At 65.8% G+C, this 22,011-nt stretch carries 23 protein-coding genes; 11 read left to right on the top strand and 12 right to left on the bottom strand.

The genetic code is table 11. From position 1 onward, the window contains the following. The first annotated feature begins 6 nt into the window (after window positions 1–6). Window positions 7–279, top strand: a complete 273-nt coding sequence (locus ABT23_RS03305; protein ID WP_296631130.1) for a GIY-YIG nuclease family protein — start codon at window positions 7–9, stop codon at window positions 277–279. Between the two features lie 12 nt (window positions 280–291). On the opposite strand, the gene rssA is transcribed toward ABT23_RS03305, so the two are convergent. Then, entirely contained in the window at window positions 292–1,209 is a 918-nt protein-coding gene (rssA, locus tag ABT23_RS03300; RefSeq protein ID WP_296631128.1) for a patatin-like phospholipase RssA, read from the bottom strand. A 7-nt stretch (window positions 1,210–1,216) separates the two neighbouring features. Further along, window positions 1,217–2,950: an adenosylcobalamin-dependent ribonucleoside-diphosphate reductase gene (locus ABT23_RS03295; RefSeq protein WP_296631121.1), complete on the bottom strand. Its 1,734-nt coding sequence runs from the start codon at window positions 2,948–2,950 to the stop codon at window positions 1,217–1,219. Window positions 2,951–3,044: 94 nt separating this feature from the next. On the opposite strand from ABT23_RS03295, the gene ABT23_RS03290 reads away from it, so the two are divergent. The 5 genes from ABT23_RS03290 to ABT23_RS03270 are packed head-to-tail and all read left to right on the top strand — an operon-like array spanning window position 3,045 to window position 7,894. Next, window positions 3,045–4,028 (top strand): serine/threonine protein kinase, encoded by a 984-nt coding sequence (locus ABT23_RS03290; RefSeq protein ID WP_296631119.1) that lies wholly within the window; start codon window positions 3,045–3,047, stop codon window positions 4,026–4,028. A 13-nt stretch (window positions 4,029–4,041) separates the two neighbouring features. Then, window positions 4,042–5,823 (top strand): N-acetylglutaminylglutamine amidotransferase, encoded by a 1,782-nt coding sequence (locus ABT23_RS03285; RefSeq protein ID WP_296631117.1) that lies wholly within the window; start codon window positions 4,042–4,044, stop codon window positions 5,821–5,823. After that, entirely contained in the window at window positions 5,816–7,066 is a 1,251-nt protein-coding gene (locus ABT23_RS03280) for a lytic murein transglycosylase (protein ID WP_296631114.1), read from the top strand. The genes ABT23_RS03285 and ABT23_RS03280 overlap by 8 nt, the downstream gene beginning before the upstream one ends. A gap of 55 nt (window positions 7,067–7,121) precedes the next feature. Continuing rightward, complete coding sequence (locus tag ABT23_RS03275; RefSeq protein ID WP_296631112.1) at window positions 7,122–7,523, top strand: DUF2237 domain-containing protein; 402 nt, start codon at window positions 7,122–7,124, stop codon at window positions 7,521–7,523. Continuing rightward, complete coding sequence (locus ABT23_RS03270; protein WP_296631109.1) at window positions 7,520–7,894, top strand: hypothetical protein; 375 nt, start codon at window positions 7,520–7,522, stop codon at window positions 7,892–7,894. The genes ABT23_RS03275 and ABT23_RS03270 overlap by 4 nt, the downstream gene beginning before the upstream one ends. Here ABT23_RS03270 and ABT23_RS03265 read toward each other — a convergent pair. The 3 genes from ABT23_RS03265 to ABT23_RS03255 all read right to left on the bottom strand — a co-directional run bounded on the left by ABT23_RS03265 (window position 7,884) and on the right by ABT23_RS03255 (window position 9,948). Then, window positions 7,884–8,774 carry a DMT family transporter gene (locus tag ABT23_RS03265; RefSeq protein WP_296631105.1) on the bottom strand — a complete coding sequence of 297 codons (891 nt, stop codon included), beginning with the start codon at window positions 8,772–8,774 and terminating at the stop codon, window positions 7,884–7,886. The two genes, ABT23_RS03270 and ABT23_RS03265, sit on opposite strands and share 11 nt — an antisense overlap. A 12-nt stretch (window positions 8,775–8,786) precedes the next feature. Then, a complete protein-coding gene (gene rnk, locus ABT23_RS03260) occupies window positions 8,787–9,203 on the bottom strand; it encodes a nucleoside diphosphate kinase regulator (RefSeq protein WP_296631102.1) in 417 nt (138 codons plus the stop codon). Window positions 9,204–9,309: 106 nt separating this feature from the next. Continuing rightward, window positions 9,310–9,948 carry a HEAT repeat domain-containing protein gene (locus ABT23_RS03255; RefSeq protein WP_296631099.1) on the bottom strand — a complete coding sequence of 213 codons (639 nt, stop codon included), beginning with the start codon at window positions 9,946–9,948 and terminating at the stop codon, window positions 9,310–9,312. 44 nt (window positions 9,949–9,992) lie between these two features. Here ABT23_RS03255 and ABT23_RS03250 point away from each other — a divergent pair, with 44 nt between their 5' ends. After that, window positions 9,993–10,631, top strand: a complete 639-nt coding sequence (locus ABT23_RS03250) for an MBL fold metallo-hydrolase (RefSeq protein ID WP_296631096.1) — start codon at window positions 9,993–9,995, stop codon at window positions 10,629–10,631. Between the two features lie 40 nt (window positions 10,632–10,671). Continuing rightward, window positions 10,672–11,154: a rhodanese-like domain-containing protein gene (locus tag ABT23_RS03245; protein WP_296631093.1), complete on the top strand. Its 483-nt coding sequence runs from the start codon at window positions 10,672–10,674 to the stop codon at window positions 11,152–11,154. Between the two features lie 19 nt (window positions 11,155–11,173). Here ABT23_RS03245 and ABT23_RS03240 read toward each other — a convergent pair whose 3' ends face one another. The 6 genes from ABT23_RS03240 to ABT23_RS03215 form a co-directional block, all read right to left on the bottom strand. Continuing rightward, window positions 11,174–12,067, bottom strand: coding sequence for an arginase (locus ABT23_RS03240; protein WP_296631090.1), 894 nt, complete (start codon window positions 12,065–12,067; stop codon window positions 11,174–11,176). 26 nt (window positions 12,068–12,093) lie between these two features. Beyond that, entirely contained in the window at window positions 12,094–13,548 is a 1,455-nt protein-coding gene (locus ABT23_RS03235; RefSeq protein WP_296631088.1) for an NAD-dependent succinate-semialdehyde dehydrogenase, read from the bottom strand. Window positions 13,549–13,578: 30 nt separating this feature from the next. Continuing rightward, window positions 13,579–13,944: a hypothetical protein gene (locus ABT23_RS03230; protein WP_296631086.1), complete on the bottom strand. Its 366-nt coding sequence runs from the start codon at window positions 13,942–13,944 to the stop codon at window positions 13,579–13,581. Continuing rightward, window positions 13,941–14,831 (bottom strand): 2-hydroxy-3-oxopropionate reductase, encoded by an 891-nt coding sequence (locus ABT23_RS03225; protein WP_296631083.1) that lies wholly within the window; start codon window positions 14,829–14,831, stop codon window positions 13,941–13,943. The genes ABT23_RS03230 and ABT23_RS03225 overlap by 4 nt, the downstream gene beginning before the upstream one ends. Next, complete coding sequence (locus ABT23_RS03220) at window positions 14,828–15,784, bottom strand: AEC family transporter (RefSeq protein ID WP_296631080.1); 957 nt, start codon at window positions 15,782–15,784, stop codon at window positions 14,828–14,830. Before ABT23_RS03220 ends, ABT23_RS03225 begins: the two co-directional genes overlap by 4 nt. Window positions 15,785–15,936: 152 nt before the next feature. Beyond that, a complete protein-coding gene (locus tag ABT23_RS03215) occupies window positions 15,937–16,896 on the bottom strand; it encodes a serine hydrolase (RefSeq protein WP_296631076.1) in 960 nt (319 codons plus the stop codon). A 225-nt stretch (window positions 16,897–17,121) separates the two neighbouring features. Between ABT23_RS03215 and ABT23_RS03210 the strand changes: the two genes are divergently transcribed. From ABT23_RS03210 to ABT23_RS03200, 3 genes are read left to right on the top strand one after another with little or no spacing between them, the layout of a single operon-like run. Next, complete coding sequence (locus tag ABT23_RS03210) at window positions 17,122–18,855, top strand: HD domain-containing protein (protein WP_296631073.1); 1,734 nt, start codon at window positions 17,122–17,124, stop codon at window positions 18,853–18,855. Then, complete coding sequence (locus tag ABT23_RS03205; protein WP_296631067.1) at window positions 18,840–19,037, top strand: ATP-binding protein; 198 nt, start codon at window positions 18,840–18,842, stop codon at window positions 19,035–19,037. Before ABT23_RS03210 ends, ABT23_RS03205 begins: the two co-directional genes overlap by 16 nt. Window positions 19,038–19,058: 21 nt before the next feature. Next, window positions 19,059–21,242 carry an EAL domain-containing protein gene (locus tag ABT23_RS03200; RefSeq protein ID WP_296631062.1) on the top strand — a complete coding sequence of 728 codons (2,184 nt, stop codon included), beginning with the start codon at window positions 19,059–19,061 and terminating at the stop codon, window positions 21,240–21,242. A 170-nt stretch (window positions 21,243–21,412) separates the two neighbouring features. Here the strand turns inward: ABT23_RS03200 and ABT23_RS03195 are convergent, their stop codons facing one another. Further along, window positions 21,413–21,619 carry a hypothetical protein gene (locus ABT23_RS03195; protein ID WP_296631058.1) on the bottom strand — a complete coding sequence of 69 codons (207 nt, stop codon included), beginning with the start codon at window positions 21,617–21,619 and terminating at the stop codon, window positions 21,413–21,415. Window positions 21,620–22,011 lie beyond the last annotated feature (392 nt).

Below are 22,011 nucleotides of genomic sequence, written 5' to 3'. Positions count from 1 at the left end.
CCTGACATGCCGACTGCTGCGGACGCCGCGTGGTGTGTCTACATGCTGCGCTGCGCCGACGGCACGCTCTACACCGGCATCACCACCGACATCGCCCGCCGCGTCGCCGAGCACAACGGCGAAGGCGGCTTGGGTGCCCGCTACACCCGCAGCCGGCGTCCGGTGCAACTGGTCTACGTCGAGGCCGCAGCCGATCGCGCCGAGGCGGCGCGGCGCGAAGCCGCGATCAAGCGCCTGGACCGCGTGCGCAAGCTGGCGTTGTGTGCATCCGGTCGATAACGCCCCACCCACTCAGCCTTTCAGACGCCGCTGCAACTCCGGCATGGCCCCTTCGACGGCACGCCGCCCGGCATCGATCGCGACATCGCCCCGGTGAAACTCCATCAAGCCCAGGTCCGCGAGCAGTGGCGTCACCATCACGTCGGCCGGTTCGCCGGCCAGCCGGCTGCGTGTGATCAGCACCTGCATGATGTTGATGCTGCTTGCCAGCACGTCGAGCATGGCTGGCGGTTTGGGCCCGCTGTCGTGGTTGAGGCCGAGTTGCGACATGCCATTCTGGATGCGTGCCATCACGCTGTCGGTCAGCGTTTCAGGTTCTGCCGCGGTGCGCTGACGCAGTCTGCTCTTGGCCGGCTTGGGTTTGAGGTGGCGGCCGAGCAGATCGGCGTTCAGATCGACTGCGATCACGAGGTCGGCGCCCATCGCCCGACATAGCGACACGGGAACTGGGTTGACCAGGCCGCCATCGACCAGCCAGTTGCCGTCGTACAGCGCAGGCGTGAACAGCCCGGGCAGCGCGATCGAGGCGCGCACCGCGTCAGTCACCGGGCCCTCGCGCAGCCATATTTCGCGGCCGCGTTGCAGGTCGGTGGCGACGGCGCCGAACGGGCGGGCCAGTTCGCGAATGTCGCGATCAACGAAATGGTTGCGGAAGAACTCGATCAACCGGTCGCCCTTGATCAATCCGCTGCCGAGTGAAAAATCCAGGAAACCCACCACGGTCTGCAGGCGCAGGCTGCGCACCCAGGCCTCCAGGCGGTCGAGTTCGCCGCCGACATAGGCGGCGCCCACCAGCGCGCCGATCGAGGTGCCGCAGACCAGATCGGGTTCGATGCCGGCTTCCGCCAGTGCGCGGATGACGCCGATATGTGCCCAGCCGCGCGCCGAGCCGCCGCCAAGCGCCAGACCGATGAGGGGCGGTTTGCTCACGATGGGGTCAATCCGCCTCGCGTTCGATGCCGCAGCATTGGACCCGCTCGCCGGCCGGCTCGCTCAGGATGGCGCCGGTGACCGGGTTGGGACGAAATACGGTGCAGCCCTTGAGGCCCAGCGCATGTGCCTGCCGGTAGAGATCCTCGAAACGCTCGAACGGGATGTCGGCGGCGACGTTGATGGTTTTCGAAATGGCGTTGTCGACAAAGGGCTGGAGCGCCGCCTGCATGTGCAGATGGGCGAGCGGGTCGATCTGCTGCGCCTCGATCAGCGTAGGTGGCAGGCCTGTATGGCCTTGCTGTTGCCACAGATGGGCGGCGTGATCGACCACGCGGTGGGTGTGATACTCGCCGTCCGCTTCGAGTACGCGGCGCTCCGCTTCGGCGGAGAAAATCGGTTCGATGCCGCTGGAAAGATTGTTGGCGAGCAGGCTGATGGTGCCGGCCGGCGCGATGGCCAACACATGGCTGTTGCGGATGCCGTGTACGGCGATGGCGTCGCGGATGCCGGCCGGCAGGCGGGTGGCGAAACCGCTCGCCAGGAAAGCGTCGCGCTCGAAGGCAGGAAACGCGCCTTTCTCGTGCGCGAGCTCGACCGACGCCTGGTAAGCATGGTCGCGCACCGCCTGCATCGCCTGCGCGGCCAGGCGTTGCGCAGCTTCGCTGTCGTAGCGCAGGCCCAGCAGCACCAGCGCGTCAGCCAGTCCGGTGATGCCGAGGCCGATGCGGCGTTTCAGGCGCGCTTCCTGGGCCTGTGCCGGCAGCGGGTAGCGCGAGACGTCGATGACATTGTCGAGAAAGCGTACCGCGTGCGCTGCCGCGTCGGCCAGTGCGGCGAGATCGAGACGTGCGTCGGCGGTAAAAGGTGATGTCACGAAGGCGGTCAGATTGAGCGAGCCGAGGTCGCAGGCGCCATAGGGCGGCAGCGGGATCTCGCCGCACGGATTGGTGGCGGTCAGCGTCTCACGGCTCGCCAGCGTGTTGTCGCGGTTGATGGTGTCGGCGAACAACACGCCAGGCTCGGCGGTGTCGTAGGCGGCGCGCAGAATGCGCTGCCACAGTGCACGCGCCTTCACCGTGCGCGTGCTGGCGAAGCCGGGAAACACCAGCGGCCAGTCGCGGTCCCCGGCTACCGCCGCCATGAAGGCGTCGCTTACCAGTACCGACAGATTGAAATGCCGCAGCACGGCGGGATCGCGCTTGGCGTCGACGAATTTCTCGATGTCGGGATGGTCGCAGCGCAGCGTCGCCATCATGGCGCCGCGCCGTGCGCCGGTCGACAGCAAGGTCGCACACATCGCGTCCCAGATGTGCATGAACGACACCGGGCCGGACGCGATGCTGCCGGTGGCCTGCGCCACCATGCCGGCCGGACGCAGGGTGGAAAAATCATAGCCCACGCCGCCGCCGTGCTGCATCGTGAGCGCGCCTTCCTTCAGCGCCTCGAAAATGTGCTCGAGGTCGTCGGCGATCTCGCCCATGACGAAGCAGTTGAACAGCGTCACCCGGCGGCCGGTGCCTGCACCGGCAAGAATGCGACCCCCAGGCAGGAAGCGGAAATCGTCCAGCAGCGTGGCGAAACGTTCGGTCCATTGTTCACGCCGGTCCGTTTCGGCCTGCGCGATCGCCTGCGCCACGCGCCGCCAGCTGGCGCGGATATCGGGTTCGCCCGCGGCGCGGTAGCGGGTTTCCCAGATATGGCGGGAGATGTCCATGCTGAATGGGTCGTTCGTCTTCATGCGGATACGATGTCAGGCGGCGTTTGAGGCATTATCTGCCTCCTGACGTTTTCTGGGCAGCGGTCCTTTGGATATGGCTGCTTTGTTTCTGACCATGATGGATTCATCCCACCCGTATTCCGCCCTGACACCGGACTGTGCGCTCGACGCGCTCGACAGCACCGGCCTCAGGACCGATGGCCGCCTGCTGGCCTTGAACAGTTACGAAAACCGCGTCTACCAGATGGGCGTCGAAGACGCGCAGCCGGTCGTCGTCAAGTTCTATCGTCCTGGACGCTGGCGCGACGACGCGATCCTGGAGGAACATGTCTACACGCAAGATCTGGCCGAGCGTGAAATCCCGGTGGTGGCGCCACTACGGTTGAACGGCGCCACGCTCCACCTGCATGCCGGTTTTCGGTTTGCGGTCTATCCTAAACAGGGTGGCCGCATGCCCGAGTTCGATCGCGCCGATGCGCTTGAATGGATGGGCCGCTTCCTCGGGCGCATCCATGCGGTCGGCGCAACGGCGGATTTCGCGCACCGACCGGTACTCGATCTGGAGACCTTCGGTTACGCGTCACGCGATTTTCTGCAGCAGGGCCGCTGGCTGCCGGCCGACCTGATCGCCGCATGGGACAGTGTGGTCGAGCATGCGCTTGCCAGTGTGGCGCACTGCTACGTACGTGCCGGGGCGGTGCGCACCCTCCGCCTGCACGGCGACTGCCACGCCGGCAACGTGCTGTGGACCGAAGCCGGGCCGCACTTCGTCGACTTCGACGACAGTCGCATGGGCCCGGCAGTGCAGGACCTATGGATGTTGTTGTCCGGCGAACGCGAGGAGCAACAGGCGCAGATGAACGCGATCCTGACGGGCTACGAGGACTTCATGGAGTTCGATCCGCGCGAACTCCATCTGGTCGAAGCGCTCAGAACCTTGCGGCTGATCCACTATGCAGCCTGGCTGGCCCGGCGCTGGGACGACCCGGCTTTCCCTGCTGCGTTTCCGTGGTTCAATACGCAACAGTATTGGCAGGCGCGCATCCTCGAATTACGCGAGCAGATCGCGCTGATGGACGAGCCGCCACTGGCGGCTTGATGAGGACAAAGGCATGTGCGGCATAGCAGGTGAATTCCGATTCGACAACACGGCGCCCGATGCGGCAGCGATGGCGCGAATGCTGGCCAGGCTGGCCCGGCGCGGGCCGGACGCCGAAGGCCAGCACACCGACGGACCGGTGCGCCTGGGCCACCGGCGGCTGGCGATCATCGACCTGTCGCCGCGCTCGCGCCAGCCGATGGTCGACGCCGCCAGCGGCACCGCGCTGGTGTTCAACGGCACCATCTACAACTACCCGGAACTGCGTGCCGAGCTGATCGATCTCGGCCATGTCTTCCATTCCGACGGCGATACCGAGGTCATCCTGCGCGCCTACCTGGAGTGGGGCGAGGCCTGCGTCGAGCGCCTGCACGGCATGTTCGCGTTCGCCATCTGGAACCGCGAGGAACTGTTTCTGGCGCGCGACCGCCTCGGCATCAAGCCGCTGTACTACAGCGAAAACCTCGGGCGCTTCCGCTTCGCTTCGACGCCCCAGGCCTTGATCGCCGCAGGCGGCGTCGACACCAGCATCGACGCCGTGGCGCTGCACCACCTATTCACCCTGCATGCGGTGGTGCCGGCGCCGCGCACGATCCTCAACGGCATCCGCAAGCTCGCTCCCGGCACCACGCTGACGGTGAACGCGCGCGGCGAACTCTGCCACCGGAAATACTGGTCGCTGAAAGCGCAGCGGCCGGCCCAGCCGGCTGCCCAATCGGAATGGGGCGAAGCCGAGTGGACCGAGGCCATCCACGACAGCCTGCGCCAGGCGGTGAAAAAGCGCATCGAGATTGCCGACGTCAAGGTCGGGGTCTTGCTGTCCGGTGGGCTCGATTCGAGCCTGCTGGTGGCCCTGCTCGCCGAACAGGGCGTGCCCGACCTGATGACCTTCTCGGTCGGTTTCGAGGACCAGCCGGAAGAGCGCGGCAACGAGTTCGAATATTCCGACCCGGTGGCGGCCATGTACGGCACCCGCCACCACAAGTACCTGATCCCCAATTCGGAGGTGCTGCGTCGCCTGCCCGAGGCCGTCGACCAGATGTCCGAGCCGATGTTCGCGCAGGACGCGGTGGCCTTTTATCTCCTGTCCGAACAGGTCAGCAAGACGGTCAAGGTGGTGCAGAGCGGGCAAGGTGCGGACGAGGTGTTCGGCGGCTATTTCTGGTATCCGCGCATGGCGGCGGAAACGGACGGGACCCCACTGGAGCGCTTCCGCCGCCACTATTTCGACCGCGACCACGACGAGTTCCTAGACATGGCGATGCCGGCCTATCACGGTCCGGATTACACGGCGGAAACCATTGCGGCGCATCTGGCGGAACCTTTCGCCGACGACTTCATCGATCAGGTATTGCGCATGGACACGACCATGCTCATCACCGACGATCCGGTGAAACGGGTCGACAACATGACCATGGCCTGGGGGCTGGAAGCGCGCGTGCCCTTTCTCGACCACCAGCTGGTGGAACTTGCCGCGGCGATGCCCGCCCAACTGAAGCTGGCATCCGAGGGCAAGCACGTGCTGAAGAACATCGCGCGCGGCCTGATCCCGGATGCGGTGATCGACCGCAAGAAGGGTTACTTCCCCATGCCGGCGCTCAAATTCGTGCGAGGAGATTTTTTGTACTTCATGCAGGACATATTGAATTCCCAGGCCTGCCGCGAGCGCGGCCTGTACCAGCGCAGTTACGTGAACAGGCTGCTGGATGCGCCGGAGAAGCACCACACCCGCATCCAGGGCAGCAAGCTGTGGCATCTGGCGCTGCTCGAATACTGGCTGCAGAAACATGCGTAGGACATTCCTGTTCCTGGCTGTGCTGGCGGCAGGCCCGGTTCAGGCGCAGGACGACTTCGACAGCTGGCTCGGCGCCTTCCGCCAGGATGCCAGGGCGCAGGGTATTTCCCCGGCCACGCTCGACGCCGCACTGTCCGGCGTCGAGCCGAACGAACGCGTGATCGAACTCGATCGCCGCCAGCCTGAATTCCTGCAGACCTTTTCCAATTATCTGGAGCGGCGCGTCACGCCGGCCCAGGTGGCGCGCGGTCAGGACCAGCTGGAGCAGCACGCGGCGCTGCTGGATGCGGTCGAGCAGAAATACGGCATTCCGAAGACCGTACTGGTGGCGTTCTGGGGGCTGGAAACCCGATACGGCGCCGTGCTGGGCAGCCTCAACGTGCCGACGAGCCTGGCCACGCTGGCCTGGGACGGGCGGCGCAGCGGGTTCTTCCGCAGCCAGTTGCTCGACGCGCTGCGTATCATCGATGCCGGACACGTCAGCGCGACCGACATGAACGGTTCCTGGGCCGGTGCAATGGGCAATATGCAGTTCATGCCGTCGACTTTCCGCGCCTATGCGGTGGATGGCGACGGCGACGGCCGCATCGACGTGTGGCAGTCGCTGCCCGACGCCCTGTACTCCGCTGCCAACTATCTGCAGCAGGCTGGCTGGCATGCGAACGAGCCGGTGGCGATAGAGGTGCGGCTGCCGGAGGGGTTCGACTGGCGTCAGGCCAGGGTGGCGCACCGTCTGCCGGTGGCGGACTGGAAAGCACTGGGCGTCCAGGCGGCGGATGCGGACGCCTTGCCCGAGGTGGCCGGACGCGCCGCCATCGTCCTGCCGCAGGGCTGGCAGGGGCCGGCTTTTATGGTGTTCGATAATTTCGACGTGGTGATGAAGTGGAACCGCTCACAGAACTACGCACTGGCGGTGGCGCTGCTGTCGCACCAGTTGGCGGGAGGGCATGCGCTGGCCGCGCGTGAAGGCGAAGCCGGGGCACTCAGCGTCGAACAGTTGAAAGCGATGCAGCAGGCGCTCAACGAAATGGGCTTCGACGCCGGCACGCCGGATGGCCTGCTCGGTCCACACACGCAAACCGCGATCCGTGTGTACCAGGCCTTGCACCAGCTGCCGGTCGACGGCTATCCCGCACCGAGCGTGCTGGCGCATGTCGAGCAGAGCCATGCCGCTGCCGCCGCTGCGGGCAAACTGACGCTGGCGCCCGCGCCGACCTTCGCCGAGCCCAGCGGCCTGCCCTGACGCACGCATGCGGCAACTGTGATATTTTTTAGTCGTTCAATCCAGGAGACGAAGGGTGAGTGACGCGCGCAATGTGTTGGGCGGCCTGCTGCAGGTGTGCAGCGTCTCGCCGATGACCGGGTTCGTTCGCGATGGGGTCTGCCATACCGGTCCGCAGGATATCGGCAGCCATACCGTCTGCGCGCAGATGACCGATGCCTTCCTGCAGTATTCGCAAAGCCGCGGCAACGACCTCGTCACGCCGGTTCCGGAATACGGTTTTCCCGGCCTGAAGGCCGGCGATCGCTGGTGCGTGTGTGCCGCGCGCTGGCTCGAAGCCGCCGAGGACGGCATGGCGCCGCCGGTGGTGCTGGATGCGACCCATGAGCACACTCTGCAGACGGTCGCCCTGGCGGACCTCAAGTATCACGCCCTGCGTTATCCCGATTACCCGGGCCAGTTGTTCCCCGAGCCATGAGCCTGGTCTGCTGGAAATGCGGCGCCAGCCTGGCCGGCATGCCCTTGCCGCTGTCGCGCCGGGTTACCTGCCCGAGCTGCCGCGTCGACCTGCACGTCTGCAAGCTGTGTCGCCACTACGATGCGCACCGCGCCAGCCAATGCCGCGAACTGGCGGCCGACCGGGTTGCCGACAAGACGCGTGTCAACGATTGCGGCTGGTTCGTGCCGCGGCCGGAAGCCTATCGGGGTGGCGGCGCGGTGATGGCGCAGCCCGGTCGTAGCGCGCTCGATGCGCTGTTCTCGAACGCATCCGGTACGAACCCGCCGGCCGACGGCGAACCCGACAAGCCGGCCTCCCCGGCTTCGCTCGACGACCTGTTCAGGAAATAAGCGGCCGCCGCAGCTGCCGCAGCGCCTGCCACTCATACAGCAACAGGCCCGCGCCGATCAGCGCGATGCCGGCCCAGCCGATGGCCGGGATGCGCTCATGGTTCAGCGTCTGGCCGAGCAGCAGCGCCGACACGGGCGTGACCAGCATGATCAGCGCGATGCGGCCGGCGTCGAGATGCTTGATCATGTAGTAATACAGCGTGAAGCCCACCACCGAACCGAGGATGCCAAGATACACGATGGCCGCGCCGGCGCGCAGCGTGGCGTCGGCGGGTAGCTGCGCGGCGTCGGCAATGACCCAGGCCAGCACGAAGCAGGGCACGGCCACGCCGAGCGAGCCGGTCGTGATGGCGAGCGACGAGACCCGCACGTTCAGGCGTTTGATCCACACCAGCCCCAGCGCCTGCAGCGCCATGCCGCTCACCGTCGCCAGCGTACCGAGCGCGGCGTGGCGGTCACCCGGCCACGGCTGGCCGAAAATCAGCCACAGCCCGGCCAGCGCCAGCGCCAGACCGGCGATGCGAAGCGGCGTGAGCGTGCGTTCGGCGAGCCACAGCGCGGCGAACACGCCGGTGACCAGCGGCGACAGCCCGAAGATGACCGAGATCAGCCCCGACGGAATGTGCAGCGCGCCCCAGTAGGTGAGCAGCATCGACGCGAACAGCGACAGCCCGCTGACCGCATACAGCCGGCGCGCGGCCGGGGTGAAGGGAAAGGCGGTGCGGGTGGCGGCGAGCAGCACGAGGCAGACCGCCAGGCCGATCAGCATGCGCGCCATCACCGCGAAGCTGAAGCCGGCGCCCTGTGCACTCCACTGGATGGCGAGCGGCGTGGTCGACCAGATGAGGATGACGCCGAGATAGGCGGCAGGAACGGACATCGGGCCCCCGGCTCAGAGCATATAGTCGCCCGCGCGTTCGGGCTGATAGGGGATGTCGATGATGCGCGCACGCACGGTCTGTCCGCCCGGGACGCACCATTCGATGTGCTGGCCGACCGCCAGGCCCAGTACGGCGATGCCTGCCGGTGCGGCCACCGACAGCTGGTCCGGGCGACCGGTGAAGTCGCGCGGGTACATCAGGGTCATCTCGACTTCCCGGTCCGCCGGTTCGAGCACGAAACGGATGCGCGAATTCATCGTCACGACGTTGGGCGGCATCGCTTCGGACGGGGCGATCTGCGCGCGATCGAGTTCCTCGCGCAGCGCCTCCACCCCGGGCTGGTCGTCTGGCAGGCCGGCGAGCATGGTTTCGAGGCGCTCCAGATCGCGCTCGGATACGGTGATGGCGGGACGGGTCGTGATTTCCATGGCGGTCTCCTGGAACAAGTCTAAAAATGAAAACCGCCCGGGCCGAAGCCCGGGCGGTGTATGCGTAAAACTATAGCACCGAAGGGGTGCCCGGGCCAGCCTGCAACTAGGCTGCCGGCGGCAGGCTCTCCAGGCTTTCCGCGGCGATCTCGCGTACGTCCGCGTCTTCGTCCGCCAGCCGCGCGTCCAGCCAGCTGCGCGCGGCGGCCTCCCCGGTCAGTCCCAGGTAATGGCAGGCATCGGCACGCACCCGCGCGTCAGCGTGTTGCGACAGTTCACCCAGGCGTGGCAGCAGCGCGCGCAGCGTGTCGCTGCCGGCAAAGGTTTCCAGCAGCACGCCGGCGCCCAGCCGCACATTGAGGCTGGCCTCGACGTTGCCGACGATGGGCAGTACCGCCGCAAGCAGCGTGGGATCGGCCTCGATCAGCGCCTGCGCACGCGGCAGCTGGCCCTCCTTCAACAGCATGTGGAACCAGTCGGCCAAGCCGGTCTCGCTGTCGGCCTTGGCCGCCCATTCGGCGAGTTCGGCCGGGCTGCGCATGCCGGCGAGTTCGATGCGGCCGAGCCGCAGCCAGGGCACGGTCCAGACGCCGAGTGTCTGTCCCACCTCGGGGTGAACGTTCAGGTTCACGGCTTCGAGGCGTCCGATCGCGCCCCGCTTCACCAGGTCGGCAAGCGCTGACAGCATCGCCGGGCAGTACGGGCATTGGGTGGAAATGAGCAGCAGGGCGTCGGGTGCGGACATGGCGGCGTGAATCCGCTGTGGCGGAATCGGCAGATAATGGCAGGATGGAATTTACCATCCTCCCCGTCACCCCGTATCAACAAAACTGCTCGCTGGTATGGGACGCCGATGGCCGGGCGGCCTTGATCGATCCGGGCGGCGAAGCCGCGCGCCTGCTGGGCGAAGTGCAATCGCGCGGCCTCGCACTGGAAAAAATCCTGCTCACCCACGGCCACCTCGACCATGTCGGCGCAGCGGTCGAACTGCGCGAAGCCCTCGGCATCCCCATCGTCGGCCCGCAGCGCGAGGAGCAGTTCTGGCTCGACCTGTTGCCGCGGCAGGCCGAGCTGTTCGGGTTTCCGCCTGCGGCGGCGTTCACGCCCGACCAATGGTTGAACGACGGCGATCGGGTGGACGTGGGGACCCTCCGTTTCGACGTGCTGCATTGTCCCGGCCATACGCCCGGCCATATCGTGTTCTTCCAGCCGGATGCGCGGCTCGCTTTCGTCGGCGACGTGTTGTTCAAGGGCTCGATCGGCCGTACCGATTTCCCGCGCGGCGACCACGCGGCGCTGATCGCCGCCATCCGCGACAAGCTGTTCCCGCTCGGCGACGACGTGCGTTTCGTGCCGGGACACGGCGCGATGTCCACGTTCGGCCGCGAGCGCCGAGAAAATCCCTTTGTTGGCCAATCGGCGGATTGATCCCCGTGTCGCGGCTTCCCATCATCGAAAGGAGACCGAGATGAACCCTCCCCGATTATCGTGTGCGCTGTTCCCGGCCGTGTTGCTGCTGGCAGCCGCTGCGCAGGCGCAGGACCTTTCCGTCATCGGCGTGCCGCCGCCCGAAGCGTCCGCGCTGACGCAGACCGCGCAAGCTCTGGTCGACGCGGCCAATGCGCGCGTGCCGCAGCTCGACACGGCCGGCCTGCTGACGCAGCTGAAGACGCAGCCGCAAACGGTGGTGCTCGACGTGCGCACGCCGGCCGAAGTCGACTACTCGGGCCACATCGCGGCGGCGCATTTTTTCAACATCACGCGCGGGCTGCTGGAATTCAGGATCGAAGCCGCGGTGCCGGACAAGGCCACCCCCATCGTCGTCTATTGCGGCGTCAGCCAGCGCAGCCCGCTTGCGGCCGACACGCTGATCAAGCTCGGCTACACGAACGTGAAGAACTACCGCGACGGCTTCGTCAACTGGATGCGAGCCGGCCTGCCGATCGAGTAATCAGGCAACCGGGTCGGTCTCAAAGCGGCGTGATGGCACCGGCCAGCGCGCCGGCGGCGTCGGCCGTGGCATGCCCGCGGTCGCGGCGCGGATTGTATTCGACGATTTCCATCGCCACGAAGGCGCGGTCGCCGCGCAATCGGCACAGCGCATCGGCAAGCTCGGCATGGCGCAGGCCGCCGGGCACCGGCGTGCCGACGCCCGGTTCCTCCTCGGGATCGAGCGCATCCAGATCCACACTCACGCCGAAGCCGGCGGTGCTGTGCCGCACGATGGCGAGCGCCTCATCGAATACGGCGGCGAGTCCGCGCCGGCGCACCTCGTCCATTTCGAACACGCGCACGCCGAGGCCATGCAGCAGCGCCGCCTCGCCGGCTTCGTAACTGCGCACGCCGATCAGGCACACATGCTCGGGCAGCAGCTTGGCTTCCATGCCCTCGATCCCGGTGAGCGTTGCGTCGCCGTGGCCGAGCAGGGCGGCCAGCGGCATGCCATGAATCTGGCCGCTCGGCGTGGTGGCGAAAGTATGACTGTCCATGTGGGCGTCGATCCAGATCAGGCCGATGGGACCCCGGTCGGCCAGCGCGCGATGCACGCCGCTCCAGGTCCCGATCGCGCAGGAATGATCGCCCCCGACCACCAGCGGAAAGTTTCCCGCCTGCAGAACCCTTTCCACTTCGGCAGCCAGCCGTTCGCCGAGCGCCCTCACCGCGTGCAGCGGCGTGTCCAGCGCTTCGCGCGGCACGCGCAGGATCGCATTCCATTCCACATGCTGCAGCGGCGTGTCGTGAAAGACGCGGTAATGGCGCAACGCATCCGGCCCTTCGGCGGTGGCCGGGTCGGGCGCGCCGGCGCCGCTGGCGGCGCCGATGACGATGAGATTGCGCGAGGAAGAAACGGAGGCCGGGATCATGCCGTCAGCCTAGCAGGTGCAACGACTTATCCCAGCCCGCCCAGGTTTACGTACTTACTTTCCAGGTACTCGTCGATTCCGCTGCGCCCGCCCTCGCGCCCCAGTCCCGACTGCTTGACGCCGCCGAATGCCACCTCGGCAGTGGAAATCAGCCCGGCGTTGATCCCGACCATGCCGTAGTCGAGCCGCTCCGCGAGTCGCCAGGCGCGGCCGAGGTCGCGCGTGTAGGCATAGGCAGCGAGGCCGTACTCGGTGTCGTTGGCCATGCGGATCACCTCGGCCTCGTCGGCAAAGCGGATCAGTGGCGCTACCGGGCCGAAGGTCTCGTCGCGGCAGATCTGCATGTCGGGCATGCATTGGCTCAGCACCGTCGGCTGGAAGAACAATCCACCGAGCGCATGGCGACAGCCGCCGGTCAGCAGTGTCGCGCCGCGGGCGAGCGCGTCGGCGATGTGGGTTTCGACTTTTCCCAGCGCGGCGGCGCTGATCAGCGGGCCGGTCTCCACACCGGGCGTGAAGCCTTCGCCCACCTTCAACTGGGCCACTGCAGCGGTGAATTTTTCAACGAAGGCATCGTGGATCGCGTCCTGCACGAACACCCGGTTGGCGCATACGCAGGTCTGCCCGCTGTTGCGGTACTTGCTGGCGAGCGCGCCTGCCACCGCGGCATCGAGGTCGGCATCGTCGAACACGATGAAGGGTGCGTTGCCGCCGAGTTCGAGCGAAACATGCTTCAAGGTGCCGGCGCTCTGCGCAAGGAGTTGCTTGCCCACCGCCGTCGAGCCGGTGAACGAGACTTTTCTGACCAGCGGATGCGACGTCAGCACAGCGCCGATCGTCGCCGCGTCGCCGGTCACCACGTTCAGCACCCCCGCCGGCAGCCCCGCGCGCTGCGCCAGATCGGCCAGCGCCAGCGCGGTGAACGGCGTCTGCGACGCCGGCTTCGCCACCACCGTGCAGCCGGCGGCCAGCGCCGCGCCCGCCTTGCGCGTGAGCATCGCGGCGGGAAAATTCCACGGCGTGATCAGCGCCGCCACGCCTAGCGGTTGCTTCAGCGTGAACATGCGCCGGTCCGCCCACGGCGACGGCACCACGTCGCCGTACACCCGCCGCGCTTCCTCGGCGAACCACTCGATGAAGCTTGCGGCGTAATCGATCTCGCCGCGTGCTTCGCTCAAGGGTTTGCCCTGCTCGGACACCATGATGTTGGCGAGATCATCGCGGTGTTGCAGGATCAGCTCGAACCAGCGGCGCAGCAGTTGCGCGCGGGTTTTGGCAGTTTGATCGCGCCAGGCGGGGAAAGCCGTGTGTGCAGCTTCAATGGCGTGTTCGGTGTCGGCAACGGTGCAGCGTGGTGCGTGGCCGACGGCTTTCGAGTTGGCCGGGTTATGCACCACGAAGTGCGAACCATCGGCGGCGTTCAGCCATTTGCCCCCGATTAGCGCTTGTTGCCGGAATAGCGTGGAATTGCCGAGCATCATCCCGTGAGTTTGTGCAGATCGCCTGTGAATTCAGGGTTTGGCGCTGTTGGACGCAGCCTCAACCATTGTTTCGAGCAGACTGATCAGCGCCTGGCCCGAGCCATCGTTGGCCGGCAGTGGCTGCAGCACGATTCCGCGCGCTGCGCATGCTTCGACGTCGATCCTGGCAGGTCCGGTGACGACAATACGGGTTAGCTTGTGCAACTGTCCGATCGTCTCCGCATCGATCGGACACGCATGGGTAATCGCCGTCGTCGCCCAGAAGAGTCGCGGCACGATGTCGGCCGCTTCGGTGTCCGGGTATTCGCTCCAGTTGTGCTCGAAGCTCGGGATCGGCAGGTCGTCCGCGGTGAAGGCGGCGCGGTCGAGGAAAACGACGCGTTCTTTCGCGCTCACTTGCCGTTGCCGTGGTTTTCGCCGGTCAGCCGCTCCAGCGCGCGCATGAGGGCCGAGGAATCGAGTTCGCTGTCGCCGGCGCCCATCAGCGCATTCATCTGCTGCGCGATCAGCGCGGCGCCGGGCAGCGGGGTGGCGGTTTCCTGCGCGTTGTCCATGACGATGGCCATGTCCTTGTGATGCAGTTTGACCTTGAAGCCCGGCTTGTAGTTGGAGTCGAGCATGCGCTGGCCGTGGACTTCGAGGATGCGGCTGCCGGCGAAGCCGCCCAGCAGCGCCTCGCGCATCTTGACCGGGTCGACGCCGTTGCGGCGCGCGAGCAGGATGGCTTCGGCGACACCCTCGAAGGTGAGGCCGACGACGATCTGGTTGCAGCATTTGACGACCTGGCCGGCACCGTGGCCGCCGACGTGGACGACGTTCTTGCCGAGCACCTCGAACAGCGGGCGCACCTTCTCGAAGATCGGTACTTCGCCGCCGACCATGATGGACAGCGTGCCTTCCTTGGCCCCGGTCTCGCCACCCGATACCGGGGCGTCGAGCATGTGAACGCCGCGCTCCGCCAGGGCGGCGGCGATGCGGCGGGTGGCGGCGGGCGACACGGTGCTCATGTCGACGATGGTGTGGCCGGGCTTGGCGCCGTGTACCAGGCCGCGGTCGCCGAGGATGATCTGCTCGACGTCGGTGGTGTCGGAGACGACGGTGAAGCTGATGTCGGCCTCGGCGGCCACTTCGGCAGGCGTGCCCTTGCCGAGCGCGCCGGCGACCAGCATGGGTTCGATACGATCGAAACGGCGGCCGTAGACATAGAGCTGGTGCCCTGCGCGCAGGAGATTCTCCGCCATGGGGCGACCCATGATGCCGCTGCCGATAAATCCGATTTTCATGATGCAAGTCCCTTCAGCAGCCATAACCAGAATGGCAGCGTAACCAATCCCGTCAGCGTTGACCAGCCCATGATGAGGCCGGCCAGACGGGTGTCGAGCCCGAAGCGGTCGGCCAGTGCGATGACCATCACCATGGTCGGCATGGCGGCCTCGAGGACGCCGGCTTCGCCGGGTTCGGTGAGGGGCCCCGGCCATGCCAGCGCGACGCCGAGCGCGAGCAAGGGCATCAGTGCCAGCTTGATGAGCAAGGCCACGGCGACGGCTTTTTGCGGGCGCAGATCATGCCAGGGGATGGTCAGGCCGAGCACGAACAGCATCAGTGGAATGGTCGGGCTACCGGCCCAGCGCGCGGCTTCCACCAGCGGGTCGAGGTGCGCGCCGGACAGGTTGACCGCGATGCCGGCAGCGAATCCCCATACCGGCGGCAGTCTCAGCCACATCCGCAGAAACGAGGCGTGTTCGGTGTGCTTGCCGCAACGGAAGGCGATCCACACGCCGAGCGACCACACCAGCGGCGTGGTCGCGAGCATGTCGGCGAAGAAGGGATAACGCGCGCCGCGTTCGCCGAAGACCGTGGTGAGGAAGGGATAGCCGAAAAACAGCACGTTGCCGAAGCCGGCGGCCAGCATGACCGCGCCGCGCTGCGGCCGCGACAGGCCGTGCCCGAGCGGGGTGGCGAACAGCGCCAGGGCGGCGAGCCCCAGGCCGGCCAGCGTGGCGACGCCGAGAATCAAGGGTACCTGCAACAGGTTCAGGTCGACCGTGGCCGCGGCGCCGGCCGAAAAGAACAGCACGGGCGCGAAGAAGTTCAACACCAGCCGGTTGATCTCGCCGCGCAGGCCGACGATGGAAATGCCGCTTTGCCAGCGCGGCCAGATGCCGCCCGCGGCGATCAGCAGGGACAGGGGCAGCAGCGTTTTCAGCAGCAGTTGCTGGGCGAGATCGGCGGACATGAAACGAGATGTCGGGCGGACGGGGCGGCCATCATAACGCGTGTCGCCCCGGTTCCGGCGGGATCCGGCCCCGCAGTGCGCCCGTCAAATGAAACGGGCTTTCACGGGGCGATGAACCCGTGAAAGCCCGTTGGGCCCGGCGCCAGGAAGCGTCAGGTGCGGGACGCGGCGGTGTAGTGGGTTACGGTGTTGCGCGGAAGATTGGTTTCTTCCAGCCAGGCCTTGATGCGCGCGGCGTCCCTGGCGCGGCTGTTGTTGCCGCTGGAGTCGAGCAGCACGATGATGACATCGCGATCCGCCACCTCGGCCTGCATCACCAGACAGTGTCCGGCTTCATTGATGAAACCGGTTTTCGACAGGCCGATATGCCAGTCGTCCATGCGTGTGAGGCGGTTGGTATTGTTGAAGGCAACGGTGCGGTAATACACCTTCGCCTGCCGGTGGTGCTTCTTCTTCAGCACCACGCGCTGGGTCCCCAGCGTGTACTGGCCGGTCGCGGTGATCTGGCGGATTTCGGGATAGTTCTGATAGGCGTAATCTGCAAGCTTGGCGAGATCGAGCGCGGTCGAACGGTTGCTGCTCGACAGGCCGGTGGGTTCGACATACACGGTGTCGCGCATGCCCAGCACGCGCGCCGTGCGGTTCATGGTGGCGATGAAGCGGTCGAGGCCGCCCGGATAGGAGCGGGCCAGCGCGTGCGCCGCGCGGTTGTCGGAGGCGATCAGGGCAAGATGCAGCAGTTGTTCGCGGGTGTAGTGGGCGCCGATCGCCAGGCGCGAGCCGGTGCCCTTGATGGTGTCACGGTCGTCGGACGTGATGGTGATGCGCTCGTCCAGAGGCTGGCCGGCATTGATCACCAGCATGGCCGTCATCAGCTTGGTGATCGACGCGATCGGCGTCTGCATGGTGGCATTCTTTTCCAGCAAGGGCCGCCCGCTGGCCTGGTCGTACACCAGCACGGACTGCGCATTCAACTCGGGCATGGACGCGGGTTCGGGCTGCGATTGCGGGGCGGCGACCGGCTTGTCCACTTCGAGCGCGGTGTTGCCGTCGAGCGCAGCGGCGCCGGTATGTACGCACAGCAAAATCAATCCGGTCAGAAAAGCTTTCATGTGCATTCTGCTTTCAAAGAGGGTACGAAAATATATCAGCTATGGCCAATACGGACACGCAGACCAAAACTTGAAAACAACAGTTCGCGGCGCCTGCCCAATTATTTTAAGCCCTAGATTGACGGTGTAACAAAATTTATTATATATAGCAATGACATGGGAGAACTTCCGAATAATTTACTAAAGAAATCGGGGCTAACAGCATGTCAGTGCGCCCCCGGCGTGGTGGCTGAGGCGCTGGAGCTCCTGATGCGGGGCGAGGCTGCGCAGGCGGAATTTGCCGCCTGCGTACGCTGCGACCCCGTATTGGCGCTGCGATTGCAATTGCTACCCGTCGATTTCGGCGCGCAGCCGGATCTGCTGCGCGCACTGCTATTGGCTGCGCCGGTTGCGGCGGGTACGGCGCAGGTGAACTATGCCGGCCGCTGGAGGCAGTCGATCGGAGTGGCGCATCTGGCGCAGGCCTTGGGCGTGCGGTCGGGCGCGGTGGATGTCGAGGCCGCCTGGACGGCCGGCCTCGCCCACAATCTGGCGGACTATCTCGACACGGACATCATGCCGCCGGCCCATGCGGCCGACTGGCTGGAGGCGCTCGACGCCGACGGCTGGCTGGCCGATGCGGTGCGCTATCACGCCGAACCGCTGGCGCGCGGGCGCGCCGCCCATCCGCTGGTGCGCATCGTCCAGCTGGCCTATCAACTGGCGACGCGAGCCGACGCGGTAGACAGCGTGGACGTGCGGGCCGCGCTCGCCGCCTTGCAGATGGGCGCGGGCGAAGCCGCTCAATTGCTGGCCGAAAGCCAGGTGCAGGTACGCCAGCTGGCGCAGCGCTTCGGGCTGGTCGATGCCGTGGCGCAGTCATCCGGCGGCGGATTCGACCGCCTCGCCCGCCTGTATGCCGCCCAGGCGGCCCAATCGGCGTTGCATGGACACTTCCGCCAGTCGGACGGGTCGTCCAGCCAGATTTTCGGGCTGTTGCAGGATAGCCTGCGCGCCTTGTTCGGAATCGAACATACCTGTCTCTTCGCCCCCGCGGTCGACGGTACCCTGCGATTGACCACGCTGATTCCGGCAGAGGCCGGTTTGCGGGCACTGGCGATTCCTCCGGATGACGGCCACTCCGCGTTGCCTCGGGCGCTGGCACGCAACGCGCCCCAGCAGTTCGAGCGCGGCGAGACAGATGCCGCGCTGGTCGACGAACAGATCGCCCGCCTGCTGGGCGTGGCGCGCTTTCTGTGCCAGCCGCTGGCACTGCACGATGGCCAGATGGGCGTGCTGGTGGTGGGCGATGCGCTGCCCGGCCTGGGGCTGTCGCCGCTGTGGCGGTTTACCCTGGCCGAGTACAGCGAACTGTTGCGGCCGGCCGCCGTGCCGGCGGCAGCGCCGCCCGTAGTCCTGCAGCCCGTTACGCCTGCCGCTGCACAGGGCGACGATATTCCGCGCGACCGGGTGCGACGGGCCATTCATGAAGTGGCCAATCCGCTCACCATCATGCGCAATTACGTCAACCTGCTGTCTGACAAGCTGGGCGCGGATTCGGCGGTGCAGCGCGACCTGGGCATCATCAGCGACGAAATCGAACGGGTGGCGCGCATTGTGCGCGGCATCACGCTGGCCGAGGAAACCGCGGTGCCCGCCGCGTCACTCGAACTGGTGTCGGTCAATAGCGTGGTCTCCGAGCTGGTGCGCATGGCCCTCGGCACCCTGTTCGCGCCGAACAAGGTCAACGTGCAGATCGACCTCAACCCCGACGTGCCGCCGATGCCGCTGCAAAAGGACCTGCTGAAGCAGGTGTTGTTCAACCTCGCCAAGAACGCAGTCGAGGCCATGCATGCGGGCGGCCATCTCAAATTCATCACGCGGCTGGTTGCGGTCGACGGCCAGCGTCAGATCGAAATCGAAGTGGCCGATACCGGCCCCTGCCTGCCGCCGTCGCGTCGCATTTGTTCGAACCGGTGATCAGCGAAAAGGGCGGCGACCATGCCGGCCTCGGACTGACCATCAGCCGCAGCCTGGTGGAGCGTCTGAATGGCCACCTCAGCTGCACCAGCACACCGCAGGGAACCCATTTCCTGATCCGCCTGCCGACTTTGCAAAACGGCCAGGCTCCGCTCACAACAACACGCTACGGGTCTATGTAACCCGCGCCAAGGAGAACACACGTGTCAGACGATCCCATCGAATCCTCCCCGCCCCGCAGTACGGTCAGCACGTTTCCGGTGCGCCCGCGCCTCCTGGTGGTGGACGACGAGCCGCTGATTCTGGAGGGGTTGACGCGCTTGCTGGCCACCCGCGATTACGACGTGGTGACCGCCAACGGCGGTTGCGACGCGCTGATCGCCATCGGCAAGCAGCAGTTCGACGCCATCCTGCTCGACCTTGGCATGCCGGACCTCAACGGCAACGAGGTGCTGCGCTTCGTCGCCGATCGCAGCGCCGATACGCCCGTGATCGTGGTGTCGGGCGACAGCACCATCGACGCGGCGATCCGCGCGCTGCGCGGCGGCGCCGCCGACTTCGTGCGCAAGCCCTATGAGCCCGAGGAACTGCTGAGGCGTATCGACAACACGCTGACCCGGCGGCGGCTGGAAAAGGAAAACAACCACATCCTGCAGCGCCTGCAGCAGTCGGAGAAGTGGCATCGTTTCCTGGTCAACAGTTCGCCCGACTTCATCTACACGCTGGATTGCGACGGCCGCTTCACCTTCGTCAACGACCGCGTCGAAAGCCTGCTCGGCTACCGCAGCGAGGAGCTGTTGGGCCAGCATTACAGCCTTGTCATCCACGAGGACGACATCGCGCGCGCCGAACACGTGTTCAACGAGCGCCGCGCCGGCGACCGCAGCGCGCGCAACACCGAGATCCGTCTCAAGTGCAATCCCGGAATGCGCCGCCCGCGCCTGATGAACGGCCGCTGCAAGTCGGTCGAGCTCACCGCGACCGGCATGTACGACGAGGAGGCGAGTCCGTTCGAGAAACGCTTCATCGGCAGCTACGGCGTCGCCAAGGACGTCACCGAGCGCAAGCAGGCCGAGGAAACCGTGCACTACCAGGCCTACCACGACCTGCTCACCGGCCTGCCCAACCGCGCGCTGTTCCGCGACCACCTCGGGCTCATGCTGGCGCAGGCCAAGCGCAACCAGAAGCCGCTGGCGGTGCTGAGCCTCGACCTCGACCATTTCAAGGTGATCAATGATTCGCTCGGCCATACCATCGGCGACGAACTGCTGCTTGCGGTCGGTGCGCGCCTGCGCCAGTGCCTGCGCGAGGGCGACACGCTGGCGCGCCTCGGCGGCGACGAATTCGCCGTGCTGCTGCCGACCCTGGTGTCGCGCAGCGACGTCGAGCACATCTGCCGCAAGATCATCCAGGTGCTGTCCAAACCGGTGTACGTCAAGGGCCACGAGATCTATATCTCGGTCAGCATCGGCGCCTGCGTCGCGCCGGAAGATGGCGACATGATCGACAGCCTGATCCGCCAGGCGGAAATCGCCATGTACCAGGCCAAATCACAGGGCCGCAGTCGCCTCCAGTTCTGGGAATCTGGCATGCAGGCGCCCTACTCCGAGCGCATGCAGATCGAGGCCGACCTGCGCCGTGCACTGGCGCGCAACGAATTCGTGCTGTTCTATCAGCCGCAGGTCGACACCACGACCGGTGAGGTGCGCGGGTTCGAAGCCCTGCTGCGCTGGTGGCATCCGCAGCGCGGCCTGCTGACGCCCGCCGACTTCATCCCGGTGGCCGAGGAATCCGGCGTCATCGTGCCGATCGGCGACTGGGTGCTGCGCCAGGCCAGCGCGCAGATGGCCGACTGGCGCAAGGCCGGGCTGCCGCCGGTGCGCCTGTCGGTGAACATCTCCGCGCGCCAGCTCGAGAATCCCGATTTCGTCGACAGCGTCATGCGTGCGATCCAGGTGTATTCGCTGGACGGCCACCAGATGGAACTGGAAATCACCGAGAGCCTGCTGATGCGCGACTTCGAGGCCAACGCGATCAAGCTCGGCCGGCTGTCCGCCTCGGGTATCCGGCTGGCCATCGACGACTTCGGCACCGGCTACAGCTCGTTCAAATATCTTTCGCGTTTCCCCATCCACACACTGAAGATCGACCAGTCCTTCGTGCAGGACCTCGAACGCGAAGAGAACATGTCCATCGTCAACGCCATGATCGCCATGGGACGCGGCATGAATCTTGTCGAAACCGAGGCCCAGCGTGCCAGCCTGCAGCAGATGCAATGCCACGAAGTGCAGGGGTATTACTACAGCGCCGCCATGTCCAGCCATGAAGCCACCACCCTGCTGGGCCGGCATGCGCGGGGTTTCGCCCGAGCGGAACTGGTGGGCTGAACGCGCGGAGACGGGCTTAATCCGGGTATCCGGAATCTAGTGCTGAAAATGGATGCCGACAGGCTTGTCCGTCACGATGTAAGGATTAAATCCGGTTTGAATCGATAGCCGGCATCAATCGGCCAGGAGCCGCCAGTCAGGGATCCCGGAGACCGGCTATTTGGATGCGGCTAGGCTTTTGTATTTACAACCGAGCCGATGGTCTGGCCACTGGCATTGACCGTTGATGTCGGCTCCTTTGCAGGCTGCGCCGCTTCGGCTTTTTTGTCGTCGCTGTCGCCGTCATTCTCGACCCGTTCACTTCGCTCGGCCTGAGACTTGGCATAAGTTGCGGCTAACTGCGCTGTCTCGCTCGAGGTTACGGATGAAATAGCCATGCAAGTTCTCCTGAAGTCGAAACGGGTTCCAAGACCCCGTAATTCATTTGCGGCTTCGGAGCCGAACACTTGAGCCGCAAAGACTCCGGCACACCGATCCGAAATTGCCCGATCCTGCCTATAGCGACAACATTACCGTGATGTGGTCTGCAGGGATAAATGCTACTCCACTAGGAATAATGTTTTTCGCGTGCTATCGGCCAGAAACTGACATTTGCCTAGTCCATTTTGCCGTCTGCTTACCCCTCAAAAAGAGACGCTCAACCTGTCCGCATTATTGGGGGTTATTATAGAGACGCAGAAAAACGAAAATGATTAAGAATCAGGAGGATAGGAGCCATGATGAGCGCCCTAAATAATAATGTTATACGGACGTTGGCGTCCGTATATTA

The organism is Thiobacillus sp. SCN 63-57 (assembly GCF_001725555.1).
Lineage (GTDB): Bacteria > Pseudomonadota > Gammaproteobacteria > Burkholderiales > Thiobacillaceae > Thiobacillus.
Note: the sequence above shows the minus strand (reverse complement) of the source record. Positions and strands in the feature narration are given on the sequence as shown.